The following is a 23,770-nucleotide window of genomic DNA, read 5'->3' on the forward strand; positions in this document are numbered from 1 at the left end:
AAAAAGGATTATATAGGAGACGGGGCAAAAAGTCAACCCCGGCTGTGGGAACAGCCGGGGTTGACGGGGGAACTGTATTGGATTGGTGGATCAGGCGCGGGTCACAGGCTGGACAGATAGGCGGCGGGGCCGGACTGGTACAGGTCGCCCCCGTGGGCGTCCAGAATGACGGTCAGGGGGAAGTCCTCCACCTCCAGCCGCCGCACCGCCTCGCAGCCCAGGTCCTCCCAGCAGATGACCTCCAGCTCCTTTACGCTGGCGGCCATCAGGGCCCCAGCACCCCCCAGGGCGGCCAGGTAGACGGCTCCGTTGCGCACTACGGCCTCCTTGACGGCCTGATTCCGGGCGCCCTTGCCGATCATAATAGCCTGACCCAGGTCCAGCAGCCGGGGGGAGTAGGCGTCCATCCGCCCGCTGGTGGTGGGGCCGGCGGAGCCGATGACCTGACCGGGCCGCTCCGGGGTGGGGCCCACGTAGTAGACGGCGGACCCCTCCACGGGGAAGGGCAGGGGTTGGCCAGCGTCCAGCAATTCCATCATCCGTTTGTGGGCCGCGTCCCGGGCGGTGTACACCGTACCCGACAGCAGCACCGTGTCTCCGGCCTTCAGGGGGGCCAGCATCTCCTTTGTCACAGGGGTGGTCAGTTTGTATTGCATCAAAACCCCTCCTTACAGTTCGGCTGCGGCCCGGCGGGTCACATGGCAGCTGACGTTGACGGCTACGGGCAGGCCTGCCACGTGGGTGGGAGCGGCCTCGATGGACAGCCCCAGGCAGGTGGTCTGCCCGCCGAAGCCCTGGGGGCCGATGCCCAGGCGGTTGATCTCCTCCAGCAGCTCCCGCTCCAGGTCAGCGTAGAAGGGATCGGGGTTGGGCTGGTCAATGGGCCGCAGCAGGGCGTGCTTGGCCAGATAGGCCACCTTGTCGAAGGAGCCGCCCACGCCGATGCCCAGGACGATGGGAGGACAGGGGTTGGGCCCGGCTAGGCGCACCGTCTCCAGTACGAAGTTTTTCACGCCCTCCACCCCGTCGGCGGGCTTGAGCATCCCCAGGCGGCTCATGTTCTCGCTGCCGAAGCCCTTTGGGGCTACAGTGACGGTGCAGCCGTCCCCGGGGACCAGCCGCAGGGTGATGGCGGCGGGGGTGTTGTCCCCGGTGTTCACCCGGCGCAGGGGATCGCCCACGATGGACTTGCGGAGGTAGCCCTCCCCGTAGCCCCGGCGGACCCCTTCGTGGATGGCCTCCTCAAAATTCCCCTCGATGTGGACCTCCTGGCCCAGCTCCACAAAGACGCAGGCCATCCCTGTGTCTTGACAGACGGGCAGGCCTTTTTCTTCCGCCAGCTCCATGTTGTCCCACAGCAGGTCCAGAGTCTCTTGGGCCAGGGGCCAGGGCTCGGCCTTCCGGTCCCGGTCCAGGGCGGCCACGATGTCCTTGGGCAGCTTGGTGTTGGCCTGGATGCACAGCCGGGCCACCGTGTCGGTGAGCGCGGCGGCGGTAATGGTTCTCATAACAGCGACTCCCTCTCTTTGACAGGTTGTGGGTCCATTTTACCATGGGCCGGACCTGGTTTCAATGCGGTTTTCAAGTTTCCCCTCTTGGGTAGATGGGACGGCTTAAAGTCAGAGCAGCGCGGTATAGGCCGCCCCCAGCACCAGGGCGGGCAGCATGTTGGCCACCCGGAATTTGCTTCCGAAGGCCAGGTTGACGCCCACGCAGAAGATGAGGATGGAACCCAGGAAGGACAGATTGGAGATGACGGCGGGGCTGAACACCGGGGCCAGCAGCCCGGCGCACAGGGTGACGCCGCCCTGGAGCACGCCCACGGGCAGGGCGGAGAAAATGGCCCCCTTGCCGTAGGTGGAGGCGAAGATAATGATGATGAGGAAGTCCAGAATGGACTTGGTGAACAGGGTGGAGGGGTCGTGGGACAGGCCGTCCTGAATGGAACCCACGATGGCCATGGCGCCGATGCACACCGTCAGGGAGGCGGTGACGAAACCCTGAATGAACTGGCTGTCCTCGCCCCGGGAGGCTTTCGCTTTCAGCCAGGCGCCCAGCCGCTCCATCCTGCCGTCAAAGTCCAGCCATTCACCGATCAAGGTGCCCAGGGCCATGGACAGGATCATGCCCAGGGTGTCCCGAATAGGGGCGCTGGCGAGGACGCCGTTCTCCACCCGAAGCAGCCCCGGGAGGGCGCCCGCCGCTCCGATAAACATGGTGCACAGGCCCAGGGATTTGACAATGGCTTCCTGGTAGTGCTCCTTCAGGCCGCCCTTGAACAGCAGGCCGATGAGTCCGCCCACGATAATAGCCGCTACGTTGACGATGGTGCCGATTCCGATCATATGTATCACTCCATATCCGGGACTGCCCGGAGACTGATCTGAGACTGCCCGCGAGGGGCGGCAGACATTATTATAGCGATTTGGCTCGCCTGTTGTCAATTGGAAGGGGCGGGGCTGCCCACATTGTTACCCGGCCTGGGGGCGGTCAGAACGGAAAACACGGGAAATGGAGGCTGGCAGCGGGCATAACGGGGGGCTTTGGGACATATACCTTTTCATGCAGGAAACTACATGGGAGTGGTGCATGTGTGAAAGGGAACATGGAAGAACGGGCGGAGCGCCTGGCTCTTTACATCCTGGAGAACCGGACCACGGTCCGTGCCGCCGCGAAGAAATTCGGGATCAGCAAATCTACTGTACATAAGGACCTGTCGGAGCGCCTGCCCCTGTTCAACCGGACGCTGTATCTCCAGGTGAAGGGGGTGTTGGAGGAGAACAAAGCGGAGCGGCACATCAGGGGAGGCATCGCCACCCGGCGGAAATACAAGGGAATATGACCGGAGGATGGTCCGTTGACAGCCGGATGGGCCGGGACTACAATGGGAGAGAGAACGGCCCCGGACCGCCGGAGAGAGGAAGAAAACACCATGGACATCCACGGACTGCAAAAATTGACGCTGCTGGACTATCCCGGCAAGGTGGCCTGCACGGTGTTTCTGGGAGGCTGTGACTTCCGCTGTCCCTTCTGCCACAATGGGGAGCTGGTGGAGGGCCCCTTTCCGCCCCCGGAACTGGACGACCAGGCCCTGCTGGCCTTCCTGCGCAAGCGCCGGGGCCTACTGGACGGGGTGTGCGTCACCGGAGGGGAACCCTTGCTCCGCCCGGATCTGCCGGAGCTGTTGGCGCAAATCAAAGAACTGGGCTTTTCCCTCAAGCTGGACACCAACGGGACCCACCCGGAGCGGCTGCGGCGGCTGGTGGAACAGGGCCTGGTGGATTACGTGGCCATGGACGTGAAAAACAGTCCCGCCCGCTACGCCGAGACGGCGGGAGTGCCCGGGCTGGACCTTACCCCCATCTGGGACAGCGTGTCCTACCTGCTGTCGGATGCGGTGGACTATGAGTTCCGCACCACGGTGGTGCGGGAGTTCCATGACGGGGAGTCCTTTCGGGCCATAGGAGAATGGCTGGCAGGGGCCAAACGGTACTTCCTCCAGTCCTTCGTGGACCGGGACACGGTGCTCCGGTCTGGGCTCCATCCGTGGGATGAGAGAACCATGGAGGACTTTCTGGCCCTGGTACAGTCGGATATCCCATCGGCCCGGCTGCGGGGACAATGAGAAAACAGCGGGGCGGTCATTGGACCGCTTCGCTGAATTTTGAATGAGACTCACAATATCTTGTGTTTTTCTAAAAATAACAAAACAAAATATTGACCATCGCTGGAGCGCGTGATATAGTAAAAGGGTCCCGGGAGTCCGGAGCCGGATTCCCGTTGAGAGAACAAACGGAGGGATCAGCCATGTACCAGGTGACAAAGCGGGACGGCACCGCCGCCCAGTTCGAGATCGGAAAGATCAGCGCCGCCATCACCAAGGCTTTTGAGGCCCTGGGCAAACAGTACCACCCCAGCGTCATCGATATGCTGGCCCTGCGGGTGACCGCCGCCTTTGAACCCAAGGTGAAGGACGGATTTATCGCCGTGGAGGACATTCAGGACAGCGTGGAGCAGGTGCTGTCTGAGGCGGGCTACGCCGACGTGGCCAAGGCCTACATCCTCTACCGCAAGCAGCGGGAGAAGGTGCGCAACGTCAACTCCACCCTGCTCAATTACAAGGACCTGGTGGATGACTACCTCCAGATCAACGACTGGCGGGTGAAGGAGAATTCCACGGTCACCTACTCGGTGGGCGGCCTGATCCTGTCCAACTCCGGGGCCATCACCGCCAATTACTGGCTCAGCGAGATCTACGACCAGGAGGTGGCCAACGCCCACCGCAGCGCCGACATCCATATCCACGACCTGTCCATGCTCACCGGCTACTGCGCCGGCTGGTCCCTGAAGCAGCTCATCCAGGAGGGCCTGGGGGGCATCCCTGGGAAGATCACCTCCGCTCCCGCCAGCCACCTGTCCACCCTGTGCAACCAGATGGTCAATTTCCTGGGCATCATGCAGAACGAGTGGGCGGGGGCACAGGCTTTCTCCTCCTTTGACACCTACCTGGCTCCCTTTGTCAAGGTGGACCACCTGACCCAGAAGGAGGTCAAGCAGTGCATCCAGTCCTTCGTTTACGGGGTGAACACCCCCAGCCGCTGGGGCACCCAGGCCCCCTTCTCCAACATCACCCTGGACTGGACGGTGCCTAAAGACCTGGAGCACCTGCCCGCCATCGTGGGCGGCAAGGAGATGGACTTTACCTATGGGGACTGCAAGCAGGAGATGGACATGGTGAACAAGGCGTTCATCCAGATCATGATCGAGGGGGACGCCAACGGCCGGGGCTTCCAGTATCCCATTCCCACCTACTCCATCACCCGGGACTTTGACTGGTCGGAGACGGAGAACAACAAGCTGCTGTTCGAGATGACCGCCAAATACGGTACCCCCTACTTCTCCAACTACATCAATTCGGACATGGAGCCCTCCGATGTGCGGTCCATGTGCTGCCGCCTGCGGCTGGACCTGCGGGAGCTGCGGAAAAAGTCCGGCGGCTTCTTCGGCTCCGGCGAGTCCACGGGCAGCGTGGGAGTGGTCACCATCAACCTGCCCCGCATCGCCTACCTGGCGGAGGACGAGGCCGACTTTTACCGGCGGCTGGACAAGCTGATGGACATTGCCGCCCGGTCCCTGAAGACCAAGCGCACCGTGATCACCAAGCTGCTGGACGCGGGGCTCTACCCCTACACCAAGCGGTACCTGGGCACCTTTGCCAACCACTTCTCCACCATCGGGCTCATCGGCATGAACGAGGCCGGCCTCAACGCCAAGTGGCTCCGGGCCGATCTGACCCACGGGGAGACCCAGGAGTTCGCCAAAAACGTGCTGAACCACATGCGGGAGCGGCTGAGCGACTATCAGGAGGCGTACGGCGACCTGTACAACCTGGAGGCCACCCCCGCCGAGTCCACCACCTACCGCTTCGCCAAGCACGACAAGGAACAGTTCCCCGACATCATCACCGCCAACGAGCATGGCACTCCCTATTACACCAACTCCTCCCACCTGCCTGTAGGGTATACCGAGGACATCTTCTCCGCCCTGGACGTCCAGGACGAGCTCCAGACCCTGTACACCTCGGGCACCGTGTTCCACGCCTTCCTGGGGGAGAAGCTGCCCGACTGGAAGGCTGCCGCCGCCCTGGTGCGGAAGATCGCGGAGAACTACAAGCTGCCCTATTATACCCTCTCTCCCACCTACTCGGTGTGCGCCGACCACGGCTACCTCATCGGGGAGCAGCACACCTGCCCCCACTGCGGCCGGGCCACCGAGGTCTACAGCCGTATTACCGGCTACTACCGGCCCATCCAGAACTGGAACGACGGCAAGGCACAGGAGTTCCAGGACCGGAAGGTCTATGACATCGGCCGCTCCCGCCTGCGCCGGGCCGGGATCGCCGGGTCCCTGGTGACGGCGGAGGCCCAGGAGGCGGAACGAGCTTCCGACGGAGAACTGCTGCTCTTCGCCACCCGCACCTGCCCCAACTGTGCCCAGGCGGAGCGGCTGCTGGAGGAGGCGGGCCTCCCCTTCCGGAAGGTGCTGGCCGAGGAGAACCCGGACCTCGCCGTCCGCTACGGCGTCCGTCAGGCCCCAACGCTGGTTATGGAAGATGGACAGGCCCCTGTGAAGGTGGTAGGCCTGGGGAACGTCCGGAAATTCATCCAGGACAACCGCCCCGCGGAAGTGGGATAACCCTGGCTCTTGCCAAGGGGAATAAATCGAAGTACAATGAAACCGGCCCCGGTTGTCTGGGGCCGGTTCTTTCTCATCTGACACACAGGACAAACAGAAGGGGTGTTTTTATGTATGACGTGATCGTAGTGGGGGGAGGCCCCGCGGGCCTGACCGCCGCCCTGTACGCCGCCCGGGCTGGCCAGGATGTGCTGGTGCTGGAGGGGGAGACCACCGGAGGCCAGATCAACTTCTCCCCTCTGGTGGACAACTATCCCGGGCTGCCCAGCATGAGTGGGGCCCAGTTTGCCCAGACCCTGACCCAGCAGGCGCTGGACCAGGGGGTTCATATCCGCAATGAGGCTGTGACCTTCCTGCGCACCCAGGGGGACCGGGTGGAGCTGACCACCGACAGGGGCCGTTACACCGGGTTGGCTCTGGTGCTGGCCACCGGAGTCACCCACCGGAAGCTGGGCCTGGAGGGAGAGGACCAGCTGGTGGGCATGGGAGTGTCCTACTGCGCCGTCTGTGACGGGGCCTTCTACCAGGATCGCCCCGTGGCCGTGGTGGGGGGCGGGGATACCGCCCTTCAGGAGGCATTGTTCCTCTCTGCCCGCTGTTCCAAGGTGACGGTCATCCACCGCCGGGACCTGTTCCGGGGGGAGAACGGCATGGTCCGGCAGCTGCGGGAGCGGGACAACGTGGAATTTCTGCTGAGCCACCGGGTGGATAGCCTGCTCCGGAATGAGGAAGGCCTCACCGGTCTGGTGCTGGCCGATTTGAAGACCGCCCAGCGGAAGGAACTGGCGGTGGACGGCCTGTTCATCGCTGTGGGCCAGGAGCCGCGGAACGAGATCTTTGCCAACCTGGTGATGACCGACGACAGGGGCTATTTCCTGGCGGGGGAGGACTGCGGTACCAGTCTGCCCGGAGTTTTTGCCGCCGGGGACTGCCGGGTGAAGCAGGTGCGCCAGCTTACCACTGCCGTGGGGGACGGCGCGGTAGCCGGACTGGCTGCCAGCGCCTACGCCGACGCCCACCGGAACTGTGGGACGTAACTCCATGCGGGATGCCTCCCGCCGGGTCGCGGTGTGCGGCGTGAGCGCCGCCCTGTGCGTGGTGCTGATGGTGCTGGGCAGTGCCATGGGGATCATGACCTATGTGTGTCCCATGCTGGCAGGGCTGGTGGTCGGAGTCATCCGGGAGGAATTGGGCGTCCGGGACGCCCTGACCCTGTGGGCGGTGGCCGGGCTGCTGGGGCTGCTTCTGGTGCCGGAGCTGGAGATGGCGGCCCTGTTCGCCGGGCTGTTCGGCTGGTATCCGGCCATCCGGCCCGCTCTGGAGCGCCTGACCCGGTGGCGGCGCAGGGCGGCCAAGTCCGCCCTGTTTCTGGGGGCCGTCCTGGCGGTGTACGGGGCGCTGTTCTGCCTGCTGGGACTGGAAGGGCTGGCGCTGGAACACGGCTGGGAGGCCGCCCTTCTGCTGGCGCTTTTTTGCCCGGTGTTCTTTTTCTATGACCGTGCGCTGGGGCAGCTGGCTCCCACCCTGGCCCCCTGGCTGCGCCGCCTGCTGCCCCGGCGCTGAATCCGATCAAAGGAGCGACCGCTGTGGAGTATTACTTTGCCCCCATGGAGGGGGTCACAGGCGCCATTTACCGCACCGCCCACCACCGGTATTTTCCCGGCGTGGACAAGTATTACATGCCCTTCCTTACCCCCACCCGGGACCATGTATTCACCCCGCGGGAGCTGCGCAATATCCTGCCGGAGCACAACCGGGGCTTCCGGGCGGTGCCCCAGCTGCTGGTCAAGAATCCGGAGGACTTCTGCTGGGCGGCCCAGGAGCTGTACGCCATGGGGTACGACGAGGTCAACCTGAATCTGGGCTGCCCCTCGGGCACGGTCACCGCCAAGGGGAAGGGCGCCGGGATGCTGGCCGATCCGGAAGGGCTGGAGCGGTTTTTGGAGGAAGTCTTCGCCCATGCGGAGGGGGCCGTCTCCATTAAAACCCGGCTGGGCATGGAGTCCCCGGAGGAATTTCCCCGTTTGCTGGAGATCTTTGGGAAATATCCCATCTCTCTGCTCATCATCCACCCACGGGTCCGAAAGGATTTTTACCGGGAGCCGGTGCGGATGGAGGCCTTTGAACAGGCGCTGGCCGGCTATTCCGGGCCGCTGTGTTACAACGGCGGCCTGGTGACGGCGGAGGGCTGCGCCCGGCTCCGGTCCAGGTTTCCCCAGGTGGATCGGGTGATGATGGGCCAGGGGATGCTGGCCGACCCAGCGCTGGTCCGAAAGGCCAAGGGCGGACCGGGCGCGGACCGGGAGACCCTGCGGGCCTTCCACGATGAGTTGTATCATACTTATTTGGAAGTATTCGGCAGCCAGAAGAACACAGTGTACCACATGAAGGAACTGTGGGGCTATCTGAGCCGTCTGTTTGCCGGGGCGGAAAAACCCCTGAAACAACTGCGCAAGGCCTCGGACTCCGCCGCCTATGAGGGTGCGGTCAATCAGATCTTCCGGGAGTGTCCCCTGCTGGAGGATGCGGATTGGACATAAAAGTGCGCCCGGCGCCTGGGCCATGGCAGTCGTCCTGAATGACATAGCATGGGATCACACCCGTGAGGGGGCTTTCCCGGCGATTTCTGAGGATCGTTTTTGAATCTGTCCCAAACCCCGACAGGGGCTTCTGAGGGGAGGCTGTGTTTTGGCACAGCCTCCCTTTTCGTTTATGCGGCTTCGCGGACATATTTTGAGTGCAAAGAGTTCCCTTTTTTGAAATGTGGGGCAGCTCCATGAAAAGGCGGGACCGCATTGCCTTGCGGTTAATACACTGTTGCAGCATCTGTTCTTCCCGGGGAGGAAAAGCAGCGGTACAATAGGGCTGCAACGTAAGAACAAGGGAGGAGGATCCTATGGACCGGGCATTGATCGCGTTTTTTCCAGAGCTGACGAGAACTATTTCAGCGGAGTGCTGCGAAGGGTGAGGGTAGGCAATACCGAGATAGCCGCACAGCTGCTTCGGGAGCTGACCGGGGCGGACCTGTTTAAAATCGAGCCGGTTCAGCCCTATTCCAAGGATTACAACGAGTGTATTGCCCAAGCCCAGGAGGATCAGCGCCGGGACGCCCGTCCTGAATTAAAAAGCTGTCCGAACAGTCTGGACGGGTACGGCACCGTCTATCTGGGCTACCCCAACTACTGGGGGACCATGCCTATGGCGGTGTTCACCTTTTTGGAGCGGTTCGACTGGAACGGCAAGACCATCCGGCCCTTCTGTACCCACGAGGGCAGCGGCCTGGGCCGTAGCGAGAGCGACATCCGCCGGCTGTGCCCCGGCGCAAAGGTAGAGACGGGGTTGGAAATCTATGGAAGCACCTCCGCTAAGGCCGGTCCAGCAATGAAAAAGTGGTTGGCACGGGAATAAGGGGACAAAGAAGGAGGAGCAATATGGAAAAACAGACAGCGGGCCGCGACGCCCTGGGGGAATTTGCCCCTAAATTCGCAGAACTGAACGACGATGTACTGTTCGGGCAGGTCTGGTCCCGGGAGGACCGCCTTTCCCCGAAGATGCGTTCCATCATCACTGTGGCCGCCCTGGTGAGCAAGGGCATGGTGGACATTTCCTTCCAACATCACTTGTCTGTGGCGAAAAAGAATGGTGTGACCAGAGACGAGATGGCGGAGATCCTGACGCACCTGGCCTTCTATGCCGGGTGGCCCAACGCCTGGGCTGCTTTCCGCGTGGCGGTGGAGGTCTATGGAGAGGAGGATGGGGCAAAGGGCGGAATGTTTGGATTGGGCGCCCCCAACGATGCCTTTGCCCAATACTTCGTCGGCCGGAGCTATCTCAAGAGGCTCACCACCCAAGGCGTCCCCATCGCCAATGTGACCTTTGAACCAGGCTGCCGCAACAACTGGCATATCCACAAAGCGGAGAAGGGCGGCGGACAGATCCTGCTCTGTACCGATGGCCGGGGCTGGTATCAGGAGTGGGGCGAGGCGGCACGGGCGCTGCACCCCGGCGATGTAGTCGTGATCCCTGCCGGCGTCAAGCATTGGCACGGCGCGGCAAAGGACAGCTGGTTCACCCATCTGGCGGTGGAGGTCCCCGGCGAGCAGACCTCCACTGAATGGCTGGAACCGGTGAATGGGTATCCTTTTTAACGGAAGACTTTTCGTCGAAGGCTGGGAAAATACGGTCGATCATGCAAGATCGGAGGAAATCATGATGGAATATGTTACCTTATCCAACGGTGTGAAAATGCCGGTGCTGGGCTACGGCGTCTACCAGGTGACCCGGGAGGAATGTGAGCGCTGTGTGCTGGACGCCCTGAAAGTGGGCTACCGATCCATTGACACGGTCCAGAGCTATTTCAACGAAGAGCAGGTGGGCAGCGCCATCCAGAAGTCCGGCGTCCCCCGGGAGGATATTTTTCTGACCACCAAGGTCTGGATCGAGCACTACGGCTACGAGCAGGCGAAGGCCTCTGTGCTGGAGTCCATGCGCAAGCTCCGAACCGACTATTTGGACCTGGTACTGCTGCACCAGCCCTTCTCCGATACCTACGGCGCCTGGCGGGCGCTGGAGGAGCTGTACGAGGAGGGGAAGATCCGGGCCATCGGCATCTCCAACTTCTACGCGGACCGTATGGTGGATTTTGCGTCCTTCAACCGAATCAAGCCTGTGATCAACCAGGTGGAGGTCCATATTTTCAACCAGCAGAAGAACGCCAAGGAGTGGGCGGACAAGTACGGGATCCAACTGGAGGCCTGGGCCCCCTTTGGCGAGGGCCGCGGCGGAACATTTGAAAATCCTGTCATCGGGGAGATCGCGGCCAAGTACGGCAAGACACCTGCTCAGGTCATGCTCCGCTGGCATATCCAGCGGGGAATCGTGGTAATTCCCAAGTCCACCCATATAGAACGGATGGAGGAGAACTTCAACGTATTTGATTTTGTGCTGTCTGACGGAGATATGGCGGTCATCGCCGGGCTGGACCGGGCGGAGAGCGCTTTCTTTTCCCATCAGGACCCGGCCATGGTGGAGTGGTTCGTAAAAATGGTGGAGGAGCGTAAACAACAGCATGACAGCGCAAAAGAGGAAAAGAACTGGTAAGGGGACCTGTCCATAGGGCGGCGGCCCGCCGAAGAAAAAGGGAGGAAAAGTAAAACACCTGAAATCTTTGGATTTCAGGTGTTTTACATGGTGGAGACAACAGAACTCGAATCTGTGACCTTCCGCGTGTGAGGCGGACGCTCTACCGGCTGAGCTATGCCTCCATATTGAGACGGCTGAAAAAGGTGGTGACCCGGACGGGACTCGAACCCGTGTTGCCGCCGTGAAAGGGCGGAGTCTTAACCGCTTGACCACCGGGCCGTATTATATGGAACGGACGAATGTCCGGACACTTTAATTGGTAGCGGCACCTGGATTCGAACCGGGGACACTGCGGGTATGAACCGCATGCTCTAGCCAACTGAGCTATGCCGCCATATCTGTTCATCTCGAACAGGGCAAGAGATAGTATAGCGGATAATGGCGGATTTGTCAACAGCTAATTTCTAATTTTTTATCTTTTTCTGTCGGAGCCGGAAAGGGGAGCATATCCTGTCAGAACAGCAGCAGGACCAGGGCCAGGATCAGGATGGCGGGGAGGAGGTTAAGAAGCCGGAAGGGCAGGGTCAGCAGTCCTTTGACCAGCAGCAGGAGTCCAGCCAGAGACAGGATGCCCAGCACCAACAGTAAGGGAATACTGAACAGCGCCATGAAGACAGACAGCGCCACTACCAGAATAACATATAAAATAGTCAGAGTGATCATCGTTGTACCGCTCCCTTGTTAAGATGGGTACAGGATAGCAGACCCGTCTGAAAAGCCGGGAAAAGGAACATTAAAATCCGATAAAAATCCCCGCCGCGGGACAGGCCCGCGGCGGGGAGAAGCAATGGCGGAGGTGTGCGCGGCAATTACTTGAAATACTCGGCGCCGGACTCGAAGAGAGGCTGGTGCTTATTGCCGGGAATGTTGACGCCCACGTACTGGCCCCGGCGCTCCAGGTGGCCCATTTTACCGAAGACACGGCCGTCAGGGGAAAAGATGCCCTCGATGGCAGCCATGGAGCCGTTGGGATTGGCGGAGATGTCCATGGTGGGCTGGCCGTTCAGGTCCACATACTGGGTGGCCACCTGACCGCCTGCGATGAGGTTGTCAATGACGGACTGGGGACCGACGAAGCGGCCCTCGCCGTGGGAGATGGGGATGGTGTGCAGGTCGCCCACATTGGACTTGAGCATCCAGGGGGACTGGACGGAGGCCACCCGGGTGGTGACGTAGCGGGACTGGTGGCGGCCGATGAGGTTGTAGGTCAGGGTGGGGCAGGAGTCGTCCATGGGGCGGATCTCGCCGTAGGGCACCAGACCCAGTTTGACCAGGGCCTGGAAGCCGTTGCAGATGCCCAGCATCAGGCCGTCCCGGTTTTTCAGCAGGTCCATGATGGCGTCAGCGATGGCGGGGGAGCGGAGGAAGGAGGCGATGAACTTGCCGGAGCCGTCGGGCTCGTCGCCGCCGGAGAAACCGCCGGGCAGCACCACCATCTGGGCGGAGCGGATGGCCTGCTCCAGGGCCTGGGCGGACTGGGCCAGGAAATCGGTGGTCAGGTTGCGGACCACCACGATCTGGGGGTCGATGCCCGCGCGGATACAGGCCTGGGCGGTGTCATACTCACAGTTGGTGCCGGGGAAGACGGGGATGACGGCCTTGGGGTGGGCGGTCTTGTGCCGGCAGACGGCGGGGGAGCGCTTGTCCCAGGAGATGGGGGCCACCGCCTCGGTGGTGCCCGCCAGAGTGGGGTAGACCTTTTCCAGCACGCCGTCGTTGAGCCGGCGCAGCTCGTCCACGGAGACGGCCTCGCCGGGCAGGGCGATCATAGGCACTTCGGTGGTTTCGCCCAGGCGGACGGCAGTGGGCTCGTTGACCTCCTCGGTGAGCTCAGCTACGATGGCGCCGGGCTGGGCGGCGTACCAATCCACATCGTTCATCCCGGCCTGGAAGCCGATCTGGTTGCCGAAGGACATGTTCATCACGGCCTCTGCCGCGCCGTGCTCCACGGCCCAGGCGGCTTTCACCTTACCGGCGGTGTGGAGGGCGTGGAAGGCCTCCCAGGCGGCCTTGCTGTCTTGGCTGGCAAACAGGTAGACCGGGTGTCCGGCCTCCTTGAACTCGGGGGAGAGGACCTGGGCGGCCTTGACGGGGGCGATGGCGAAGGAGATCAGGGTGGGAGGCACGTCCTTGTCCAGGAAGGAGCCGGACATGGAGTCCTTGCCGCCGATGGCGGCGGCTCCCAGCTCCAGCTGGGCGTCCAGGGCGCCCAGCAGGGCGGAGAAGGGCTTGCCCCAGCGCTGAGGCTCCTCCCGCAGCTTCTCAAAGAACTCCTGGAAGGTGAGGTAGGCCTTTTTATAGTCGGCGCCGGCGGCTACCAGCTTGGCCATGGAGGTGTAGACGGCGTCGTGAGAGCCGGCGTAGGGGTCCACGCTGGTCCGGTCGGGGTCAAAGCCCCAGGCCATGACGCTGGCCTGGTCAGTCTCCTGGCCGGGCAGCACGGGGAACAGGGCGGACATGGCCTGGGCGGGGGTGGCCTGGGTCTTGCCGCCGAAGGGCATCAGGACGGAGGCGGCGCCGATGGAGCCGTCGAACCGCTCGGTGAGGCCGCGGCGGGAGCCGCACTTCAGGCTGGCGGCCATCTCCTTCAGGTTGGAGAACTGGGTCTCGCCTAGCTTGGAACGGTCCTGCTTGTCCACCGCCACGGAGGCGTGCTTGACAGCGCCGTTGGTGTTCAAGAATTCACGGGACAGGTCAGCGATGGTGCGGCCCTTCCAGTGCATGACCATCCGGGGGCTGGCGGTGACGGTGGCCACCCGGTAGGCCTCCAGGTTCTCCGCCTCGGCGGCGGCGATAAACTTATCCACATCCTGGGGGGCGACGACCACGGCCATGCGCTCCTGGGACTCGGAGATGGCCAACTCGGTGCCGTCCAGGCCGTCATACTTCTTGCGCACCGCGTCCAGTTCGATCTCCAGACCGTCAGCCAGCTCGCCGATGGCCACGGACACGCCGCCGGCGCCGAAGTCGTTGCAGCGCTTGATGAGGCGGGTCACCTCGCCGTTGCGGAACAGGCGCTGAATCTTACGCTCCTCGGGGGCGTTGCCCTTCTGGACCTCGGAGGCCATGGTGGTCAGGGACTTCTTGTTGTGGCTCTTGGAGGAGCCGGTGGCGCCGCCGATGCCGTCCCGGCCGGTGCGGCCGCCCAGGAGGATGACCACGTCGCCGGGAGCGGGGCACTCCCGGACCACGTTCTCAGCGGGGGCCGCGCCTACCACCGCGCCGCACTCCAGGCGCTTGGCAATGTAGCCGTCGTGGTAGACCTCGGCCACGTGGCCGGTGGCCAGGCCGATCTGGTTGCCGTAGGAGGAGTAGCCGGCCGCGGCGGTGGTGGCCAGCTTCCTCTGGGGGAGCTTGCCCTCCAGGGTCTGCTCAAAGGGCACCCGGGGATCGCCGCCGCCGGTGAAGCGCATGGCCTGGTGGACATAGACACGGCCGGACAGGGGGTCGCGGATGCAGCCGCCGATACAGGTGGCTGCGCCGCCGAAGGGCTCGATCTCGGTGGGATGGTTGTGGGTCTCGTTCTTGAACATGAGCAGCCAATCCTGCTCCTTGCCGTCCACCTGGGCGGGGACATGGATGGAGCAGGCGTTGATCTCCTCGGACTCGTCCAGTTCGGGGAGCAGGCCGCGCTTTTTCAGGGTCTTGGCGCCGATGGTGGCCAGGTCCATCAGGGTCTGGGGCCGCTTGGCGGCCTTCTCCTCGCCGTAGACCTCCACCCGGGCGGCCAAGTACCGCTCGTAGGCCGCCTTGATCTCGGGGTCGGCAATGTCCACGGTGTCCAGATGGGTGGAGAAGGTGGTGTGGCGGCAGTGGTCAGACCAATAAGTATCGACGACGCGGACCTCGGTGATGGTGGGGTCGCGCTTTTCCTCATCCCGGAAATAGGCCTGGAGGAATTTCAGGTCGTCCAGGTCCATGGCCAGGCCCAGGGAGGACAGCAGGTCGCCCAGACCGGCCTCGTCCAAAGCGGTGAAGCCCTCGATGGTGGCCACATGGTCGGGGATGTCGTAGGTGCGGACCAGGGTGGCGGGCTTTTCCGCGGAGGCCTCCCGGCTCTCCACGGGGTTGATGAGGTAGTGCTTGATCTTGTCCAGGTCGACCTGGGTCAGTTCGCCCTCCAGAATGTACACCTTGGCGTGGGCGATCAGGGGGCGGTCCACCCCGGCCATGAGCTGGATGCATTGGGCGCAGGAGTCGGAGCGCTGGTCAAACTGGCCGGGCAGGGCCTCCACCGCCAGGATGGCGTGGGGCTGGGCGAGGACGGGGAAAACTTCGTCATAGACCACGTCCACCTGGGGCTCGGAGAAGACGATGCCCTTGGCCTGCTCGTAGACGGCGGGATCGATCTGGTCGGCGTCGTAGCGGTTCAGGATAGCCACGGACTTCAGGTTCTGGATGCCCAACTGCTCCTGGAGGGCCTTGCACAGCCCCTGGGCCTCCACGTCAAAGCCGGGCTTTTTCTGGGAATAGCAGCGGTAAACACTCATAATTCTGATTCCTCCACTTTTTGGAGATAAGAGCCGGAATCGCCGCATAACAGCGCCGGGACCGAAAAGCCCGCCGGAACTCTTACCTATCTTTCTCTATTTTATCTTAATTTGGATACTCCAAGGATCGACGGATCAAAGACTGTGTGCGGTACGGAGGATTGTCCCCTCACTGGAGGTTCCAGTTTTCCAGCTGGGCGAACACGTTGCCCCGGACGGGGGACAGGCCGGACAGCCGGCCCCACTGGGTGAGGACGGAGCCGTTTTTGAAGCAGATGGGGACCAGGGGGACCTGCTCCTCCAGATGGGTGAACAGGGCGCGGGCGGCGGAGGTCCGGGCGGAGCCGGAAGCCCCCTGCAGGATGGACAGCAGACCATCCGTCTGCTCCTCGCGCCATCCGCCGTAGTTCAGCGAGCCGGCGGAGGACAGGAGGGGAGACAGGTCAAAATTGGCGGTGAGCACCACCTCGCCCAGGTAGAGGTCGAAATTGCCCGCGGCCAGGGCGGCGGTGTAGTCTTCAAAAGCCAGCTTGGTCAGCGTGACCTCCATGCCGGCGGACTCCAGCTGGTAGGCGATGCGTTGGGCGGCGGCGCCTTTGGCGCTGTTTTCGCTGTTGACCAGAATGGTGAGGGAGCGGCCCAGCAGCCGTAGCTCCTCCAACTGAGCCACCGTTTCCTCCGGGTCATAGGACAGCGTCTGGGCCAGCGACTGGTCGTACAGGGAGCTGCTGGGGTGGACGGGCAGGAGGGAAGCGCAGGCGTGGCGGGCGTAATCCACCTGAACGATGGAGTCCCGATCTACAGCCCGGGCCAGGGCACGGCGGACCTCCGGGCGTTGGCAGAGCCCCCGCTGGGTGTTGAAGCCCAGGTAGAGCAGGTCGGTGGTGGCGTAGTCCCAAGTCTCATAGCTGCCCGAGTAGCCCAGGGAGTTGGTGCCCATCAGGTCCACATCCACCAGGCCGATGTCCCCCGAGGCGAAGGCGGAGAGCAGGTCATCGCTGCGCTCCACCGCTTTCAGCGGGATCTCCTGGGCGGGGAGGGTTTTCCTCTGCCACCAGCCGGTCCGGGCGGTGAGGGACAGGGCGTCTCCCAATCCGGCGAGTACATAGGGGCCGGTCCCGGCGGGGCGGTCCCCGGTGCCGTTGGCGATGGGGATGTCCAGCAGGGCGGGCAGATCGCCGTTGGGACGGCTGAGGGTAATGACAACAGAGTTTTCGCCGGCGGTGACGGCGGCCACATCCTGCAGCCGCTGGGCATAGCGGGAGCCCGCCTGCCGGGCGGTGTTCAGGGCGGCTGCCACCGCCTCTTCCGTGAGAGGAGTCCCGTCGGAGAAGGTGACGCCGGAGCGGAGGGTGAAGGTCCAGGACAGGTTGTCCGGGCTGGCGGAATAACTTTGGCACAGCACCGGTACGGCTTGGAAGTTCTCATCCAGCTGGAACAGGGGCTCGTAGAGCAGGGGGGCCAGGGTCAGGTTGGCCCGGTTTTCCCCCAGCACGGGGTGAAGGCTGTAAGCGGGATAGACAGCCAGGGAGAAAGGAATGGCCATCGGCTCCTGGGAGGTGCCGTCAGAGGAGGCCGAGACGGGGTCCGGCTGGCTGTCCGAAGTTCCGCCGGTGGAGCCGCAGGCCGGCAGGGCAAGGACCAGAACGGCGGATAACAGCAGGGAGAGAAGTTGTCTCATACAGGTTCCTTTTCGTGTTCAGACAAGTTGGATCATGGCGGCCATGCTGCCGCGCCGGTTCCCCTGGACCCGGTGGGACCAGAACAGGTCCAGCTGGCAGGCGGTGCAGGCGGGGCACAGGGCGATGTGCTCCGGCGCCACTCCGGCCCGCTCCAGCCACCTGGCGTTGGCCCCCTTCAGGTCCACGGTGAATTTTTCGCCGCCGGGGAGGGGGTGGATGAAGGGCTCCGCCTCCGCGCCCAGTCCGGCACGCAGGCCGTCGGGGACATCGGCGTGGGTTTCGAAGCAGCAGGGGCCGATACCGGGGCCGATGGCGGCCAGAATATCCCCGGGGTCGCAGCCGTAATCCAGGACCATAGCCTCCACCGCACGGGCGGCGATGCGGCTGGCGGTGCCCCGCCAGCCGGCGTGGGCGGCGGCAATGACCCGGGCCTTGGGATCATAGAGCAGAATGGGAATACAATCGCCAGAGAAAATAGTCAGGCATACGCCGGGCTCGTCGGTGACCAGGCCGTCGGCGTCAAAGACGCCGGGGGCTGCGGGGCTGTCCATCACGTCCGCCCGGCCCACGGAGCGGACCAAACCGCTGTGGACCTGGTGGTTTTTGACCAGAGCATCGGGATCGGTGCCCACGGCGGCGCAGAAGCGGCGGAAATTTTCCTCCACATTGGCCGGGGCGTCCCCACGGTTGGCACCCAGGTTCATGCTGCCCCAGGGGGCGGGGGAGACGCCGCCCAGCCGGGTGGAAAAGCCGTGGGCTGTTCCCGCCCAGGCGGGGTGGGTGCAGGCATAAAAAGAGACGCCATGGCGCTCCTGGCGGATGATGTCCATGGCTGTCCCTCCATTTCTCTGATGATGTTTTATTTTATCCTAAAATTTTCGTTCTGACAACCCATATAGTCAACGAAGTTGAAAAGAACAAGCCCTTTTCCGTCAGTATAAATTTCAAAACCCGGTCTGGACGCTTTGAAAATGTTGCCTGGAGCGCTCAGAGCTGCTGGAGCTCCCGCAGGGTTTCCTGGATGGTCTTCCGGGGCAGGTAGACCGCCGCCATCTCAGCCAGCTGCTTCAGGGTCAGGGAGCGGGCCGCGCCCACCATGGGGTGCTGCATCAGCTTGCCGAACCTCCGCTGAAACACCGCCCGGGACCGGGGATTGTCCAGCAGCTCTCCCACCGTTATGTTTTGATTGCGCAGATCCAAGAGAGATCACCTCCGTTCCCATTCTATGTGGAAGGGGCGGTTTCTTGACTTTCTTTTGGGAGGGGTATATCATAAATGCATCAAGACAGAACAGAATGGAGGAGGAACGCCTATGAAAAGAGGGGGCTGGAAAGCGGCCATGCGCGCGGCCCATCAGGAACTCAGGCGGAAGAGAAGTGTGACCGCGGTATATCTGGTGCTGCGCCTGATGGTCATTCTCATCATGGTGGCCCAGTTTTTCAACCGGAATTTTGAAAATGTTTTCCTGTGCCTGCTGACGCTGGTGCTGTTTCTGCTGCCCACGATTTTCGAGCGGCGGCTCCAGATCGACCTGCCGGACACCCTGGAGATCATCATTATGATCTTCATTTTCGCTGCGGAGATCCTGGGAGAGATCAGCGCCTTCTATACCACCTTCCAGGGCTGGGACACCATGCTTCACACCCTCAACGGATTTCTCTGTGCCGCCATCGGCTTTTCCCTGGTGGATATGTTTGACCGGAACGAGCGCTTCTCCCTGTCTCTATCCCCCGTCTTTATGGCCATCGTGGCCTTCTGCTTTTCTATGACCATCGGTGTTCTGTGGGAATTTTTTGAATGTGCCATGGATCAGCTGTTCCTGCTGGATATGCAGAAGGACGCCGTGGTGACCAGCATCTCCTCCGTGATGCTGGACCCCACCGGAGGCAACACCCCCGTGGCCATCAAGGGGATCACCGACGTGATCGTGGTGGCCAATGGGGAGGAAATTCCCCTGGGCCTGGGTGGCTATCTGGACATCGGGATCCTGGACACCATGAAAGACCTGGTGGTCAACTTCGTGGGGGCGGTGGTGTTCTCTTTCATCGGCTATTTTTACGTAAAGGGCAGAGGCAAGGGGCGTTTCGCCAAACGGTTCATCCCCCAGGTGCTGGGCGGGGGAGAACAGAAAGAAGCGACGCAGGCCGAGCCGGAAAAAATACAGGGCACCAAGGAATAAGAAATCCTGTCTTGGTCCATACTGAAGACATCTCATGTGAGGAGGTTTTATGTATGGATCAGAAATCCTGCAATACCAGCATCAAGTGCTCTGTCTCCAGCTGCGCGTTCCACAACGGCCCCTACGACTGCTGTTCCCTGTCGTCCATTAAGGTGGGCTGCTGCGACAGTAATCCCACCAAGTGTGAGGGTACCGAGTGCGCGTCCTTCAAGCTGGGCAAGTGACCTGACGTCAAGAAAACGCCGCCGCGGAAACCGTTCCGCGGCGGCGTTTTTCTATCAGCAAGGGGCGGATTCAGCCCAGATGGAGCCCGTAGAATCCCACCAGGGCCAGGGCCATCAGGCCGGCTGTGATGAACAGGATCGGGAGGCCACGGAAACACCGGGGACAGCTTTCGAAGCTGACCTCCTCCCGCAGGCTGGCGAAGCTGGCCGTGGCAACAGTAGCGCCCACGCCCCCCAAAAAGGAAAACAAAAGGGCGGCAGGCAGGCTGTATCCCCGCTGGACCACCAGCAGGGCGGAACCCAGGGCGGCGCAGTTGGTGGAGATGGAGGCCAGGTTCTCATCCATTCGGTGGGACAGTTCGGGCAGACAGACTTGGATGAACTTTCGCAGTCCGGCCACCAGGCCGGGAACCAGCAGAGCCAGGAACAACAGGCGGTAGTATTGTAGGCCGAACCGGGTGAAAACCAGGTAGTCGGCCAGCCAGGAAAACAGGGCTCCCAGCACCATGACCACCGTCAGGCAGTAGCCGGTGCGCAGGGCGTCCATGGGGTCCCGAAAGCTCCGGACCCGGGTGCCGATGCCCATGCAGTTGACCAGAACGAAGTTTTCCGACAGCAGGGCGGCCAGTGCCACACCCGCCAAATCTAGGATACCCATGGAGCGGCCTCCTTTCCGAAGCACGCAGTCAGGGAGGAAATGTTATACTTCTCCATCCACATAGTCCACGTCTCCTCCTTCCTGGTCCAGTGTGGCGACGATAGCCAGCGCCCGGTTGACGCCGGCGGTGATGGCCTGAGAGGTGGCGGTGGCGCCGGAGACGGCGTCCACGGAGTTGCTGCCCGAGGAGCGGATAGTGCCCGACTTGCCCACATACCGGTGAAGCGCGGCGGGGGTCATGGCCTCGGTGCCCACGCCGGAGGTCTCCTTGTGGTCGGTGACGGCCACACCGGTGACCTTGCCGTCCAGGTCCACGCCCACCTCCATGGTGACGGCGCCGCTGAAGCCCTGGGCCTGGACCTCAATGCAGTAGCCCACCAGCTCGTTGTCCGCGCTGTATCCGGCCTGAATGCTCAGCGCGCCGGAGGCCCGGTAGGGGGTCTCGGAGCTGAAGGCGGCCTGGGGCATTACCTGGGCAAGCAGCTTTTGCTGCTGTTCGGCCTCGGCCCGTGCGGTATCCAGATCGGTGAAACGGTGGACACCAAAAATGACCAGCACAGTGGCCAGAAGTACCGCTCCGAGGTGGAGCAAGGCCTTGGCCTGGGAACGGATCTGATCCAAATGGGCTTCTCCGGGCATTTTGCCCTCTTTGATCAGGGAGAAATGGAGATCGGGCTTGATAAAGTGGATCTCAGCCAGGCTGAGGCGGGCGCGGGACAGATATTCCCGGAGTACGGAGAACCGTCCGGCGCCGAAGCGGCGGGGGAGGCCGGCCCGGTCCAGCAGCCACACGCAGCAGTTCATGGTGAGAATGGCCCAGCCCACCCCTTCGGGGTAGGAGCTGAAAAAGCGCAGGAGCATGGTCAGCGCGCCGCAGCCCACCCCGAACATGATCTGTCCCCTGGGGGTGACGGGAGAGGTGGTGGGGTCGGTGGCGAAGAAGAACGCGCCGAAAATCAGGCTGCCGCTGAGCAGCTGGGCGGCCACCCAGGACCCGGCGGATACCCCCTCCGGAACAAACAGCAGGGCCAGGAGGGCCGCTGTGCCCAGATAGGAGGCGGGGATCCGGATGGAGATGACCCGGCGCATCACCAGATAGAGTCCGCCCAGCAGCAGCATGAGAGAGGAGGCCTCCCCCAGACAGCCGCCCTGGAGGCCCAGGAACAGCTGGTCCAGCCCCTGGGGGGGCAGGGACCCGGTGTGGAGATAGGACAGGGGAGTGGCGGCGGATACCGCGTCCACCCCCCAGAGGGAGAGCCGGTCCAGGGGTTTGGACCAGTTGGTCATCAGCATGGGGAAGGTGGCCAGCAGCATCCGGCCAGCCAGGGCGGGATTCATAAAGTTTTTTCCCAGACCGCCGTAAAATTGCTTGACCACCACGATGGCGAAGGCCGCGCCCAGTACGGGGACCCAGTAGGCGGCGGTGGCGGGCAGGCTCAGGGCCAGCAGAAGGCCGGTGACACAGGCGGACAGGTCCCGGAGAGTGTCAGACCGGCCGGTCAAGCGGCGGTACAGGTACTCAAACAGCAGACAGGAGCCGATGGATACCGCGGTGAGGAGCAAAACCCGGAAGCCGAAGAAGAACACGGCCATGGCCAGGGAGGGGAGCAGGGCCACCATGACGTCGGCCATCATGGCGGCGGTGGTGGTAGGCTGTCCCATCTGGGGAGGGAGGCGAAGGGAACGGGTGGAATTCATTGGCGCTGTCCTCCCTTCTCCATCAATTCGCCGGCCTGGCGCACCAGTTCCAGCAGGGGGATGCCGGCGGGGCAGATATAGGAGCAGCAGCCGCACTCCATGCAGTCCTGGGGATGGAGGCGGGGCAGCTTGTGAATCTCTCCCTGGCGGACGGCCTGACTGATAAAGGCGGGAGCCAGGTGCATGGGGCAGGCTGCCACGCACTTGCCGCAGCGGATGCACACCGACTCCGGGGCGGGCTGGCGGCGCTCATACTGGGTCAGGCAGATCAGTCCGTTGGTGCTCTTGACCACCGGGGCCTCCAGGTCGTGCTGGGGGGTGCCCATCATAGGTCCGCCGGTGAGAATCAGGTCGGCCTTTTCCCGCAGGCCCCCCGCCTCCTCCACCAGACAGCGCAGGGGGGTGCCGATGGGGACCCACAGGTTCCGGGGGCGGGACACCGCACCGCCGGTGACGGTGACGGTCCGGTGGGTCAGGGCTTTGCCCCGGAAGAGGCACTCCTGGATGGCGAAGACGGTGGCCACGTTGAGGACCACACACTTCACGTCCAGCGGGCTGCCCCCCGGCGGGACCTCCCGCCCAGTGACGGTCTGGATGATCTGCTTTTCCGCGCCCAAGGGGTAGCGGGTGCCGATGGTGCACAGCTCCACCTTGCCGCTGCGCTTGCGCAGCCGGCGCTCCACCGCTTCGGCGGCATTGAGCTTGTCCCCCTCGGTGACCAGAACGGCCCGCTGGGCGCCCAGGGCCCGGGCCAGGGTCTGGGCTCCCTGGAGGATCTTGTCGCTGCGCTCCAGCAGCAGGCGGTGGTCGGCGGTGATATAGGGTTCGCACTCGGCGGCGTTGACGATCAGGGTGTCCACCTTTCCGGCGGCCTGACTGAGCTTTTCCGCCGTGGAGAAGGCGGCCCCGCCCATGCCGGTGATCCCCGCCTCCCGCACCCGGGCCAGCAGCAGTTCACGGGTGACCTGAGTGGGGTCCAGAGGTTCCGGACGGCCGGGCCAGGGGGTGTTTCTTCCGTCGTTCTCCAGCAGGATGGCATCACAGGTGCCGCCCCAAGGGTGGGGCCTTTCCTCAATGGCCAGGACCCGCCCTGAGACGCTGGCGTGGGCGGAGACGCTGAGTCCCTGGCCCATAGCGATGGGCTGGCCGATGGCCACCCGCGCCCCCGGCTTGACGGCCGGGATGGCGGCCTCCCCGGTGCTCATGACCAGGGGAATGACCACCTGCTTCGGCTGGTGTTCCATCCGGGCGATGGGCTTGCGGCGGGTACTCTCTTTATGGGGAGCGGGATTCACCCCGCCGAAAAAGAAATGTCTCATTGCTTGACCTCCCCGTACTTGTCCGCCCCTTCCGCGGAGGGGACAAAATACGCGCGGATTCGACTTTCGCATACAAAACATATCATAATCCAATCGCTTCCGTCTGTCCAGTCTGTTTCGAAAAAGTTCATATTTAGGTGGATCATCCGGGCGCGGGACTGTTAAAATATGGTGGTTGGTGGA

Annotated in this window: 22 protein-coding genes and 3 tRNA genes; 11 read left to right on the plus strand and 14 right to left on the minus strand. The window is 63.0% G+C overall.

Annotated elements, in window-relative coordinates; translation table 11 throughout:
- Nucleotides 1–101: 101 nt before the first annotated feature.
- From I6E42_RS01560 to I6E42_RS01570, 3 genes are all read right to left on the minus strand, one after another.
- Nucleotides 102–656, minus strand: a complete 555-nt coding sequence (locus I6E42_RS01560) for a Fe-S-containing hydro-lyase (RefSeq protein ID WP_235370094.1) — start codon at nucleotides 654–656, stop codon at nucleotides 102–104.
- A 12-nt stretch (nucleotides 657–668) separates the two neighbouring features.
- A complete protein-coding gene (locus tag I6E42_RS01565) occupies nucleotides 669–1,508 on the minus strand; it encodes a fumarate hydratase (RefSeq protein WP_235370095.1) in 840 nt (279 codons plus the stop codon).
- Nucleotides 1,509–1,619: 111 nt separating this feature from the next.
- Nucleotides 1,620–2,345, minus strand: a complete 726-nt coding sequence (locus I6E42_RS01570) for a DUF554 domain-containing protein (protein ID WP_235370096.1) — start codon at nucleotides 2,343–2,345, stop codon at nucleotides 1,620–1,622.
- A gap of 248 nt (nucleotides 2,346–2,593) precedes the next feature.
- On the opposite strand from I6E42_RS01570, the gene I6E42_RS01575 reads away from it, so the two are divergent.
- The 9 genes from I6E42_RS01575 to I6E42_RS01615 all read left to right on the plus strand — a co-directional run bounded on the left by I6E42_RS01575 (nucleotide 2,594) and on the right by I6E42_RS01615 (nucleotide 11,295).
- On the plus strand, nucleotides 2,594–2,842 hold the full coding sequence (locus I6E42_RS01575; RefSeq protein WP_235370097.1) for a sporulation transcriptional regulator SpoIIID: 249 nt from the start codon (nucleotides 2,594–2,596) through the stop codon (nucleotides 2,840–2,842).
- 90 nt (nucleotides 2,843–2,932) lie between these two features.
- Nucleotides 2,933–3,625 carry an anaerobic ribonucleoside-triphosphate reductase activating protein gene (locus I6E42_RS01580; RefSeq protein WP_235370098.1) on the plus strand — a complete coding sequence of 231 codons (693 nt, stop codon included), beginning with the start codon at nucleotides 2,933–2,935 and terminating at the stop codon, nucleotides 3,623–3,625.
- Between the two features lie 182 nt (nucleotides 3,626–3,807).
- Nucleotides 3,808–6,195 carry a ribonucleoside triphosphate reductase gene (locus I6E42_RS01585; protein WP_235370099.1) on the plus strand — a complete coding sequence of 796 codons (2,388 nt, stop codon included), beginning with the start codon at nucleotides 3,808–3,810 and terminating at the stop codon, nucleotides 6,193–6,195.
- Between the two features lie 110 nt (nucleotides 6,196–6,305).
- Complete coding sequence (locus I6E42_RS01590) at nucleotides 6,306–7,232, plus strand: NAD(P)/FAD-dependent oxidoreductase (RefSeq protein ID WP_235370100.1); 927 nt, start codon at nucleotides 6,306–6,308, stop codon at nucleotides 7,230–7,232.
- Between the two features lie 4 nt (nucleotides 7,233–7,236).
- The gene (locus I6E42_RS01595) at nucleotides 7,237–7,758 is read left to right on the plus strand and encodes a hypothetical protein (RefSeq protein WP_235370101.1); all 522 of its coding nucleotides are present in this window, start codon (nucleotides 7,237–7,239) and stop codon (nucleotides 7,756–7,758) included.
- Between the two features lie 23 nt (nucleotides 7,759–7,781).
- Complete coding sequence (locus I6E42_RS01600; RefSeq protein ID WP_235370102.1) at nucleotides 7,782–8,735, plus strand: tRNA dihydrouridine synthase; 954 nt, start codon at nucleotides 7,782–7,784, stop codon at nucleotides 8,733–8,735.
- 424 nt (nucleotides 8,736–9,159) lie between these two features.
- Nucleotides 9,160–9,603, plus strand: a complete 444-nt coding sequence (locus tag I6E42_RS01605) for a flavodoxin (RefSeq protein WP_235370103.1) — start codon at nucleotides 9,160–9,162, stop codon at nucleotides 9,601–9,603.
- Between the two features lie 23 nt (nucleotides 9,604–9,626).
- On the plus strand, nucleotides 9,627–10,343 hold the full coding sequence (locus I6E42_RS01610; protein ID WP_235370104.1) for a carboxymuconolactone decarboxylase family protein: 717 nt from the start codon (nucleotides 9,627–9,629) through the stop codon (nucleotides 10,341–10,343).
- Between the two features lie 64 nt (nucleotides 10,344–10,407).
- Complete coding sequence (locus tag I6E42_RS01615; RefSeq protein ID WP_235370214.1) at nucleotides 10,408–11,295, plus strand: aldo/keto reductase; 888 nt, start codon at nucleotides 10,408–10,410, stop codon at nucleotides 11,293–11,295.
- Between the two features lie 88 nt (nucleotides 11,296–11,383).
- Here the strand turns inward: I6E42_RS01615 and I6E42_RS01620 are convergent.
- The 8 genes from I6E42_RS01620 to I6E42_RS01655 form a co-directional block, all read right to left on the minus strand.
- Nucleotides 11,384–11,459, minus strand: a tRNA-Val gene (locus tag I6E42_RS01620).
- 22 nt (nucleotides 11,460–11,481) lie between these two features.
- Nucleotides 11,482–11,556 (minus strand) — tRNA-Glu (locus tag I6E42_RS01625).
- A gap of 38 nt (nucleotides 11,557–11,594) precedes the next feature.
- Nucleotides 11,595–11,671 (minus strand) — tRNA-Met (locus I6E42_RS01630).
- Between the two features lie 119 nt (nucleotides 11,672–11,790).
- Entirely contained in the window at nucleotides 11,791–12,000 is a 210-nt protein-coding gene (locus I6E42_RS01635) for a hypothetical protein (RefSeq protein ID WP_235370105.1), read from the minus strand.
- A 146-nt stretch (nucleotides 12,001–12,146) separates the two neighbouring features.
- Entirely contained in the window at nucleotides 12,147–15,827 is a 3,681-nt protein-coding gene (locus tag I6E42_RS01640; RefSeq protein WP_235370106.1) for a phosphoribosylformylglycinamidine synthase, read from the minus strand.
- 169 nt (nucleotides 15,828–15,996) lie between these two features.
- Nucleotides 15,997–17,508 carry an ABC transporter substrate-binding protein gene (locus I6E42_RS01645; protein WP_235370107.1) on the minus strand — a complete coding sequence of 504 codons (1,512 nt, stop codon included), beginning with the start codon at nucleotides 17,506–17,508 and terminating at the stop codon, nucleotides 15,997–15,999.
- An 18-nt stretch (nucleotides 17,509–17,526) separates the two neighbouring features.
- Nucleotides 17,527–18,339 carry a peptidoglycan editing factor PgeF gene (gene pgeF, locus I6E42_RS01650; protein WP_235370108.1) on the minus strand — a complete coding sequence of 271 codons (813 nt, stop codon included), beginning with the start codon at nucleotides 18,337–18,339 and terminating at the stop codon, nucleotides 17,527–17,529.
- A 157-nt stretch (nucleotides 18,340–18,496) separates the two neighbouring features.
- On the minus strand, nucleotides 18,497–18,709 hold the full coding sequence (locus I6E42_RS01655) for a hypothetical protein (RefSeq protein WP_235370109.1): 213 nt from the start codon (nucleotides 18,707–18,709) through the stop codon (nucleotides 18,497–18,499).
- Nucleotides 18,710–18,821: 112 nt separating this feature from the next.
- Here I6E42_RS01655 and I6E42_RS01660 point away from each other — a divergent pair, with 112 nt between their 5' ends.
- Together I6E42_RS01660 and I6E42_RS01665 are read left to right on the plus strand one after the other, a co-directional pair.
- A complete protein-coding gene (locus tag I6E42_RS01660) occupies nucleotides 18,822–19,688 on the plus strand; it encodes a hypothetical protein (RefSeq protein ID WP_235370110.1) in 867 nt (288 codons plus the stop codon).
- A gap of 53 nt (nucleotides 19,689–19,741) precedes the next feature.
- Complete coding sequence (locus tag I6E42_RS01665; RefSeq protein ID WP_235370111.1) at nucleotides 19,742–19,912, plus strand: DUF1540 domain-containing protein; 171 nt, start codon at nucleotides 19,742–19,744, stop codon at nucleotides 19,910–19,912.
- 70 nt (nucleotides 19,913–19,982) lie between these two features.
- On the opposite strand, the gene I6E42_RS01670 is transcribed toward I6E42_RS01665, so the two are convergent.
- The 3 genes from I6E42_RS01670 to rsxC are packed head-to-tail and all read right to left on the minus strand — an operon-like array spanning nucleotide 19,983 to nucleotide 23,587.
- On the minus strand, nucleotides 19,983–20,570 hold the full coding sequence (locus I6E42_RS01670; protein WP_235370112.1) for an Rnf-Nqr domain containing protein: 588 nt from the start codon (nucleotides 20,568–20,570) through the stop codon (nucleotides 19,983–19,985).
- A 42-nt stretch (nucleotides 20,571–20,612) separates the two neighbouring features.
- Entirely contained in the window at nucleotides 20,613–22,268 is a 1,656-nt protein-coding gene (locus I6E42_RS01675) for an RnfABCDGE type electron transport complex subunit D (RefSeq protein WP_235370113.1), read from the minus strand.
- Nucleotides 22,265–23,587: an electron transport complex subunit RsxC gene (rsxC, locus tag I6E42_RS01680; RefSeq protein ID WP_235370114.1), complete on the minus strand. Its 1,323-nt coding sequence runs from the start codon at nucleotides 23,585–23,587 to the stop codon at nucleotides 22,265–22,267. The genes I6E42_RS01675 and rsxC overlap by 4 nt, the downstream gene beginning before the upstream one ends.
- Nucleotides 23,588–23,770 lie beyond the last annotated feature (183 nt).

This window comes from Pseudoflavonifractor phocaeensis (genome assembly GCF_021531815.1).
GTDB classification, from domain to species: Bacteria; Bacillota; Clostridia; order Oscillospirales; family Oscillospiraceae; genus Lawsonibacter; species Lawsonibacter phocaeensis_A.